6 protein-coding genes are annotated in these 8,172 nt (G+C 67.6%); 2 read left to right on the forward strand and 4 right to left on the reverse strand.

The genetic code is table 11. The features are described from left to right. Positions 1-595: electron transport complex subunit RsxB (rsxB, locus tag G3N62_RS32930; protein ID WP_206141443.1), on the reverse strand; the 595-nt coding region annotated here is incomplete at its 3' end. Between the two features lie 156 nt (positions 596-751). Between rsxB and G3N62_RS32935 the strand changes: the two genes are divergently transcribed. Further along, on the forward strand, positions 752-1,384 hold the full coding sequence (locus G3N62_RS32935) for a TetR family transcriptional regulator (protein WP_049031880.1): 633 nt from the start codon (positions 752-754) through the stop codon (positions 1,382-1,384). 81 nt (positions 1,385-1,465) lie between these two features. On the opposite strand, the gene phaZ is transcribed toward G3N62_RS32935, so the two are convergent. Then, positions 1,466-2,938, reverse strand: coding sequence for a polyhydroxyalkanoate depolymerase (phaZ, locus tag G3N62_RS32940; protein WP_034190741.1), 1,473 nt, complete (start codon positions 2,936-2,938; stop codon positions 1,466-1,468). A 233-nt stretch (positions 2,939-3,171) separates the two neighbouring features. Next, positions 3,172-5,001, reverse strand: coding sequence for a glycoside hydrolase family 15 protein (locus G3N62_RS32945; RefSeq protein WP_034190742.1), 1,830 nt, complete (start codon positions 4,999-5,001; stop codon positions 3,172-3,174). 164 nt (positions 5,002-5,165) lie between these two features. Here G3N62_RS32945 and G3N62_RS32950 point away from each other — a divergent pair, with 164 nt between their 5' ends. After that, complete coding sequence (locus tag G3N62_RS32950) at positions 5,166-6,416, forward strand: lactonase family protein (RefSeq protein ID WP_124670610.1); 1,251 nt, start codon at positions 5,166-5,168, stop codon at positions 6,414-6,416. 107 nt (positions 6,417-6,523) lie between these two features. On the opposite strand, the gene G3N62_RS32955 is transcribed toward G3N62_RS32950, so the two are convergent. Next, positions 6,524-8,172: DNA translocase FtsK (locus tag G3N62_RS32955; protein ID WP_277399659.1), on the reverse strand; the 1,649-nt coding region annotated here is incomplete at its 5' end.

Consider the following 8,172-nt stretch of genomic DNA (forward strand, 5'->3'; position numbering starts at 1 on the left):
CCTGGCGTGCGAGCCGCAGGTCGTGGCGTTCGCGCGCGGCGTCGGCCTGCTCCTGCGACCACGCATCCCAGCCGGTGCGCTCGCCCGTCACGGGCAGCATCGCGATGCAGTCGACCGGGCACGGCGGCACGCACAGATCGCAACCGGTGCACTGCGCTTCGATGATCGTGTGCATCTGCTTCGGCGCGCCGACGATCGCGTCGACCGGGCACGCCTGCATGCACAGCGTGCAACCGATGCACAGGCTTTCGTCGATGAAGGCGACCGCGCGCGGATGTTCGCTGCCATTGACGGGATTCAGCGGAATCACCGGCTTGCCGAGCAGGCCCGCGAGGCGCGCGATGCCTTCGGCGCCGCCGGGCGGGCACTGGTTGTAGTTCGCGTCGCCGGCGGCGATCGCCTCGGCGTACGGACGGCAGCCGTTATAGCCGCACTTCGTGCATTGCGTCTGGGGCAGCAGATCTTCGATGCGATCCGCGAGGGTTTTGGAATCGGTCACGGTGACAACGGGCGCAGCAGCGCCGAATGGCTCTCGGCCGTGCGGGGCGCGGCCGGAAAGGTTTGCCAAAGCTCGATTATCGCCGATTTCCCGCATTGCGCTGGACGCCGTCTGTGCGCATAATCGAACCGCTTTTTTGCAGGGGCTCAGCAGGAGGGCGGCCGCACGCGGCGCGCCCGTTCCAGGGCGGCCGGCGCCGAGGCGGTGGGGGTGCCGGTCCGGATCAAGCGGCTCACATAGCAAAACGCCACCATGAATCAGCCAAAAATCAAAAGAGATCCTGAAGGTACGCGCCGCCGCATCTTGATGGCGGCCGCCGAAGAGTTCGCGAGTGGAGGGCTGTTCGGCGCACGCGTCGACCAGATTGCGCGCCGGGCCGAAACCAACGAGCGCATGCTCTATTACTACTTCGGCAGCAAGGAACAGCTGTTCACGGCCGTGCTCGAACACGCGTTCTCCGCGCTGACCGAGGCCGAGCGCGTGCTCGATCTCGACGGCGTCGCGCCGGTCGAAGCCGTCACGCGGCTCGCGCATTTCGTTTGGGACTACTACCGCGACCATCCGGAGCTGCTCAGGCTCATTAACAACGAGAACCTGCACGAAGCGCGCTACCTGCACAAGTCGACGCGGATCCGCGAGATGATGTCGCCGATCGTCGCGAAGCTCGGCAACGTGCTGATGCGCGGCCAGAAGGCCGGGCTGTTCCGCGGCGACGTCGATCCGCTGCGCTTCTACGTGACGCTGTCGGGGCTCGGCTACTACATCGTGTCGAACCGCTTCACGCTCGCCGCGACGCTCGGTCGCGACTTCACCGATACCGACGAGCGCGCGGAGATGGTCCGGATGAACACCGAGGTGTTGCTCGCGTACCTGCTGCGGCGCTGACGCGCCGGCGAGCGGGCGCCGCATGTAAAAACGCCGCCGTGCGCAGGCAACGGCGGCGTTTTTGCGTCGGAACGCAGCGCGTCAGGCTGCCTTGCGCGTGCGGACGGTTTTTGCGCGCGGGGTTTCGGCGGCCCGCTTCGCGGCCGGTGCGGCCTTGGCGGGGGCGGCGGCCTTGGCCGGCGCCTTGGCGCGCGTGCGCTTCGCGACCGTGGCGCGTGTCGCCTCGGTCGGTGCGTTGGCGGCCGGCACGGCCGCGAGCGTCGTGGCCGCCGGCGCGTCCGGATGATCCTTCGTCGTGCCGTGTTTCGGCTCCGGCGCATGCTCGCGGATGAAGTCGCGCAGTTGCGGGTAGATGATCGTGCGCCAGCGGCGGCCGGAGAAGATCCCGTAGTGGCCGCATTTCTCGGCGGTCAGGGTGCGGCGATCGTCTTGCGGGATGCCCGTGCACAGCTCGTGCGCGACGTGCGTCTGGCCGCTGCCCGAGATGTCGTCGAGTTCGCCCTCGATCGTCATCAGCGCGGTGTGCTTGATGTCCTGCGGCCGCACGCGTTCGCCTTCGACGTCCCACGTGCCTTCCGCGAGCCGGAATTCCTGGAACACGACGCGGATCGTCTCGAGGTAATACTCGGCGGCCATGTCGAGCACCGCGTTGTACTCGTCGTAGAAGCGGCGGTGCGCCTCGGCGTCGTCCTCGTCACCGCGCAGCAGGCTCTGGTAGAAATCCCAATGCGATTGCGCGTGCCGTTCCGGGTTCATCGCGACGAAGCCCGTATGCTGCAGGAAGCCCGGATACACCTGGCGGCCTTCGCCCGGATAGTTCGCGGGCACCGTGTGGATCACGTTGTTCTCGAACCACGCGGTCGAGTGCTGCGTGGCGAGCGAGTTCACCGACGTCGGGCTGCGGCGCGCGTCGATCGGGCCGCCCATCATCGTCATCGTGAGCGGCGTATCCTCGCCGCGGCTTGCCATCAGCGAGATCGCCGCGAGCACCGGCACCGTCGGCTGGCACACCGAGATCACGTGCAGGTTGCGCGCGCCGATGTGACGGATGAAATCCTGGATGTACGCGATGTAGTCGTGCAGGTGGAACGGCCCCGTCTCGACCGGCACCATCCGCGCGTCGATCCAGTCGGTGATGTAGACCTTGTGGTCCTGCAGCAGCGTGCGCACCGTGTCGCGCAGCAGCGTCGAGTGGTGGCCCGACAGCGGCGCGCAGACCAGCACGACCGGCTCGTCCTTCAGTTGCGTGACGGCGTCGGCGTCGTCCGAATAGCGCTTGAAGCGCAGCAGCCGGCAGAACGGCTTCTCGACGATCGTCTGCTCGACGATCGGGATGTTGTGGCCGTCCTTGACGATCTGATGAATGTTGAATTCGGGCTTCTCGTAATCCTTGCCGAGCCGGTACATCAGTTCGTACGCGGCGGCCATGCGCGGCGCGCCGGGCATCAGCGAGAACGGGCTGGACGGGTTGGCGAACGATTTGGACGCGGCCTGGGCCCAGGCCGTCAGCGGGCTCAGCATGGCGCGCTGGAATTCGTGCAATTGGTAAAGCATGCAGACTACTCCCGCGTGGGGGACGGAGCGCAAGGGCGGCGTGGGGCGTCGCGGCGTGCCGTGTGGGTCAGCGGCCGGCCATATTGCAGTGCGGCCGGACAATCGCGTCGATCATATCGGACAACGATGGGTGGTGCAATGCAACATTTCCCCGATTTTTCATCAAAATTTTGCGATTTGACGATCTCTGACCAAGCCGCCCGCGCCGCCGCCCGACACTCCGCCAACGTCCGTCAACGCCCGGTCGCCACGGCCGGCGCGGGCTGGCCGGCGGCCCGCGCCATCGCGTCCTCGTGGTGCATCAGGTTCATCGCGGTATGCACGAGCGCCACGTGCGAGAACGCCTGCGGGAAGTTGCCGACGAGCCGCCCGGCGACCGGGTCGTACTCCTCCGCGAGCAGCCCGAGGTCGTTCGACAGCGCGAGCAGCCGGCTGAACAGCCGGTGCGCGTCGTCGATCCGGCCGAGCAGCGCGTAGTTGTCGACCAGCCAGAAGCTGCACGCGAGAAACGTGCCTTCGCCGGGCGGCAGGCCGTCGTCGTACTCGGTCGTCCGGTAGCGCATCACGAGCCCGTCGTGCAGCAGTTCGCGCTCGATCGCCTCGACCGTGCCGACGATGCGCGGGTCTTCCGGCGGCAGGAAGCCGAGCAGCGGCATCAGCAGCACACTCGCGTCGAGCTCGTCGCTGCCGTAGCTCTGCGCGAACGCCTGTTTGCCCGCGTGCCAGGCGTTGGCGCAGACGTCGGCATGGATCCGCTCGCGCAGCGCGCGCCAGCGGTCGAGCGAGCCGGGCAGCCGGAACATTTCCGCAGACTTGATCGCGCGGTCGAACGCGACCCATGCCATCACCTTCGAGAACGTGAAATGCAGGCGGCCGCCGCGCGTTTCCCAAATCCCTTCGTCGGGTTCCTGCCAGATCTTCTCGAGATGGTCGAGCAGCGCGCACTGCACGGACCAGACCGTGTCGTCGGCCTGCAGGCCGCCCACGCGCGCGAGGTGCAGCGCGGCCATCACCTCACCGAACACGTCGAGCTGGAGCTGGTTCGCGGCGCCGTTGCCGACGCGGACCGGCTTCGAATCCTGGTAGCCGGGCAGCCAGTCGAGCTCCATTTCCGGCAGCCGGCGCTCGCCGGCGATCCCGTACATGATCTGGATCTGCTCGGGCGAGCCGGCCATCACGCGGCCGAGCCATGTGCGCCATGCGCGCGCCTCGTCGTAGTAGCCGCCGCGCATCAGCGCGAGCAGCGTGATCGTCGCGTCGCGCAGCCAGCAGTAGCGGTAGTCCCAGTTGCGGTTGCCGCCGATCTTTTCGGGCAGCGACGTGGTCGGCGCCGCGACGATGCCGCCGGTCGGCTCGTACGCGAGCGCCTTCAGCGTGATCAGCGAGCGGCGTACGGCCGCCGCGTAGCGGCCCTGCACCTGGCAGCGGCCCGACCATTCGAGCCAGTAGTTCTCGGTTCGTGCGAGCATCGACAACGGATCGCGCGCGGGCGGCAGCCGCATGTGCGAGGCCGCGTAGCTGAGCGAGAACGGCACGCGCTGGTCGGCGCCGACCGTGAATTCCGCGAGCGTATGGAGATTCTTGCCGGTGAGCGGCACCGGCGTGCGCAGCACGACGGTGTCGGGGCCCGCGATCGCCTTCATGCCGTCCTCGCGAGTCAGTTGCGTGACCCACGGGATCGAGAAACCGTAGTCGAAGCGCAACACGAGCTCCATGCGCATCTTCATCGTGCCGTGACGGCCGACGACGATCCGCACGAGTTCGGACCAGCCGTTGCCGGGCGGCATGAAGTCGATCACGGTGACGGCGCCGTCGGCGCTTTCGTAATCCGTTTCGAGAATCAGCGTGTCGCCGCGATAGCGGCGCGTGGTGTGCGTGACTGCGGCGTCGGCGGCAGGCGCAAGCAGCCAGCGGCCGTGCTCGGGGGTGCCGAGAAGTGCCGCGAAGCAGGCGCCCGAATCGAAGCGGGGCCAGCACAGCCAGTCGACGGAGCCGTCTTTCGAGATCAGCGCGGCCGTGTGGCCGTCGCCGACGAGGGCGTAGTCTTCGATCAGGGCAGGCATGGGCAGGCGGTCCTTGGGTATCGAGTTCACAATGCGGACGGCGGCGGCCGGGCTTCACGCCCGGGCGTCGCGCCCCGTATACTCGGCCGGGCGGCGGAGCGCATGAACGGCCGGCGTTTCGTCCTATCTCAACACTTGAAGCGACTCGATGCAAGGAGGATTCAATGCCCAACCGTTTACGCGAGCGTGACGCACACGCTTCGACACGAGGGTTCCCGCTTAGGCTCGCTCACTGGATGAAAGGTTTCGCGATCGTGCTTTCCCTGTCCGCGACCCATGCATTTGCGCAGCAATCGCCCGCACCGGCCGACGGCGTCTACAACCTGCTGGTCGGCACCTACACGGGCGGCGGCAGCGACGGGATCTATGTTTACCGCTTCGATACTAAAAATGGCAGCGTCGCGCCCGTATCGTCGGCGAAGACCGTGAATCCGTCGTATCTGTTGCCGAGCCGCGACGGTCGCACCGTCTATGCGGTCAACGAACTGCCCGGCGACGACGGGCCGGCGTCGCAGCGCGGCGGCGTCAGCGCGTTCCGCTTCGACGCGAAGACGGGCGCGCTGAGCTTCATCGACCGCGTGTCGTCGGAAGGGAACGATCCTTGCTATCTCGCGCTGTCGCCGGACGGCAAGTATCTCGTGACGGCCAACTACTCGGTCGCGAAGGATCCGGGCGGCAGCTTCGCGGTGTTTCCGCTGCGCGACGACGGTGCGCTCGGCGAGGCCGTGCTGGCCGTGCACCACGAAGGCACCGGGCCCGTGACGGGCCGTCAGGACGGCGCGCACGTGCATTCGACGGTGTTTTCGCCGGACGGCCGCTACCTGTTCGTGCAGGATCTGGGCGCGGACAAGATCTACGGCTACCGCTACACGGTGGACGGCAGCCGCGGGCTGATCAGCCCGACCGACACGCGCTACACGCCGGTGAAGGCCGGCTCGGGCCCGCGTCACATGGTGTTCGGCGCCGACGGCCGGTTCGCGTACGTGACGAGCGAGCTCAACGCGTCGGTCGAGGTGCTCGGTTATCACGACGGCAAGCTGACGCCGGTCCAGACGGTGTCGATGACGGCGCCGGGCTTCAAGGGCAAGGTCGGCGGCGGCGCGATCCACCTGTCGCCGGACGGCCGCTTCCTGTACGCGAGCAACCGCGGCGACGCGAACGACCTCGTGATCTACGCGGTGAACCAGGCCGACGGCCGGCTCAAGCAGGTCGGCCGCCAGTCGAGCCTCGGCAAGACGCCGCGCGAGTTCCTGATCGATCCGACCGGCAAGTGGCTGATCGTCGGCAACCAGGACAGCGACACGTTCTACGTGTTCAGCCGCGATGTCGAAACGGGGCAGCTCGGCGCGAATCCGCAGAAGGTCGCGGTCGGCAAGCCGGTCGATTTCAAACTGGTGCCGGTGCAGTCGATGTAAATGCGGTAAATGAAACGGGCGCTGCGGATGCAGCGCCCGTTTTTTTCGGTGCGCCCGGTTTCCCGGTGCGCCCGTATCGGTCGACGGCGGCCGTTCGGCCGCCGCGCTCAGTCGGCCGCGGCCGGCACCAGCACCTCGCGGCTGCCGTTGATGCCCATCGCCGACACGAGCCCGGCCGCTTCCATCTGCTCGACGAGGCGTGCCGCGCGGTTGTAGCCGATGCGCAGCTGCCGCTGCACCGACGAGATCGACGCGCGCCGCGTGCGCACGACGAACGCGACGGCTTCGTCGTACAGCGGATCGGCTTCCGCGTCCGGCGCTTCGCCGAACAGGTCCTGCGTCGCGCCGTCGGCGGCCGGGCCGTCGAGGATGCCTTCCTCGTACTGCGGCTCGCCGAACTGCTTCAGATACTCGACGATCCGGTGCACTTCCTCGTCGGCGACGAACGCGCCGTGCACGCGCTGCGGATAACCGGTGCCCGGCGGCAGGAACAGCATGTCGCCCATCCCGAGCAGCGACTCCGCGCCCATCTGGTCGAGGATCGTGCGCGAGTCGATCTTCGACGACACCTGGAACGCGACGCGCGTCGGGATGTTCGCCTTGATCAGGCCCGTGATCACGTCGACGGACGGACGCTGCGTCGCGAGGATCAGGTGGATGCCGGCCGCGCGCGCCTTCTGCGCGAGGCGTGCGATCAGCTCCTCGATCTTCTTGCCGGCGACCATCATCAGGTCGGCCAGCTCGTCGATGACGACGACGATCAACGGCAGCTTCGACAGCGGCTCGGGATCCTCGGGCGTCAGCGAGAACGGGTTGCCGATCTTCTTTTCCTTCGCTTCCGCATCGCGGATCTTCTGGTTGAAACCCGCGAGGTTGCGCACGCCGACAGCCGACATCAGCCGGTAGCGCTTCTCCATTTCGCCGACGCACCAGTTCAGCGCGTTCGCCGCGAGCTTCATGTCGGTGACGACCGGCGCGAGCAGGTGCGGGATGCCTTCGTAGACGGACAGCTCCAGCATCTTCGGGTCGATCATGATGAGCCGTACGTCTTCCGGCGTCGCCTTGTACAGCAGCGACAGGATCATCGCGTTGATCGCGACCGACTTGCCCGAACCCGTCGTGCCGGCGACGAGCATGTGCGGCGCCTTCGCGAGATCCGTGACGACCGGGCGGCCCGTGATGTCCTTGCCCATCGCGATCGTCAGTTGCGATTGCGAATGCTGATACTCGCGCGACGCGAGGATTTCCGACAGGCGGATCATCTGGCGCTTCGCGTTCGGCAGCTCGAGGCCCATGCAGGTCTTGCCGGGAATCGTCTCGACGACGCGGATCGACGTGAGGCCGAGGCCGCGCGACAGATCCTTCATCAGCCCGACGATCTGGCTGCCGCGCACGCCGAGCGCCGGCTCGATCTCGAAGCGCGTGATCACGGGGCCGGCCGAGGCGCCGACCACCGTCACCGGCACCTTGAATTCCTGCAGCCGCTGTTCGATCACCTGGGCCGTTTGCGCGAGGTGTTCCTCGGTGATCGTTTCGACGTCGTCGGATGCGGGCTCGAGCAGGTCGAGCGTCGGCAGTTCGACGCTGAACGACGCGGGTGCGTGGAATTCGAACGCGTTCGGGCGCGGCTGGCGCACGGGGGCGTCGGGGGCCGCGGTGTCGGTTGCGGCCGGCTCGGCCGTCACGGCGGCGGTTGCGCCGGTCGGCGCAGCAACGATCGCTGCCGGCACTGACAGGCTTGCGCCCGGGAGCGGGG

The organism is Burkholderia sp. Tr-20355, from assembly GCF_017104685.1.
Lineage (GTDB): Bacteria > Pseudomonadota > Gammaproteobacteria > Burkholderiales > Burkholderiaceae > Burkholderia > Burkholderia seminalis.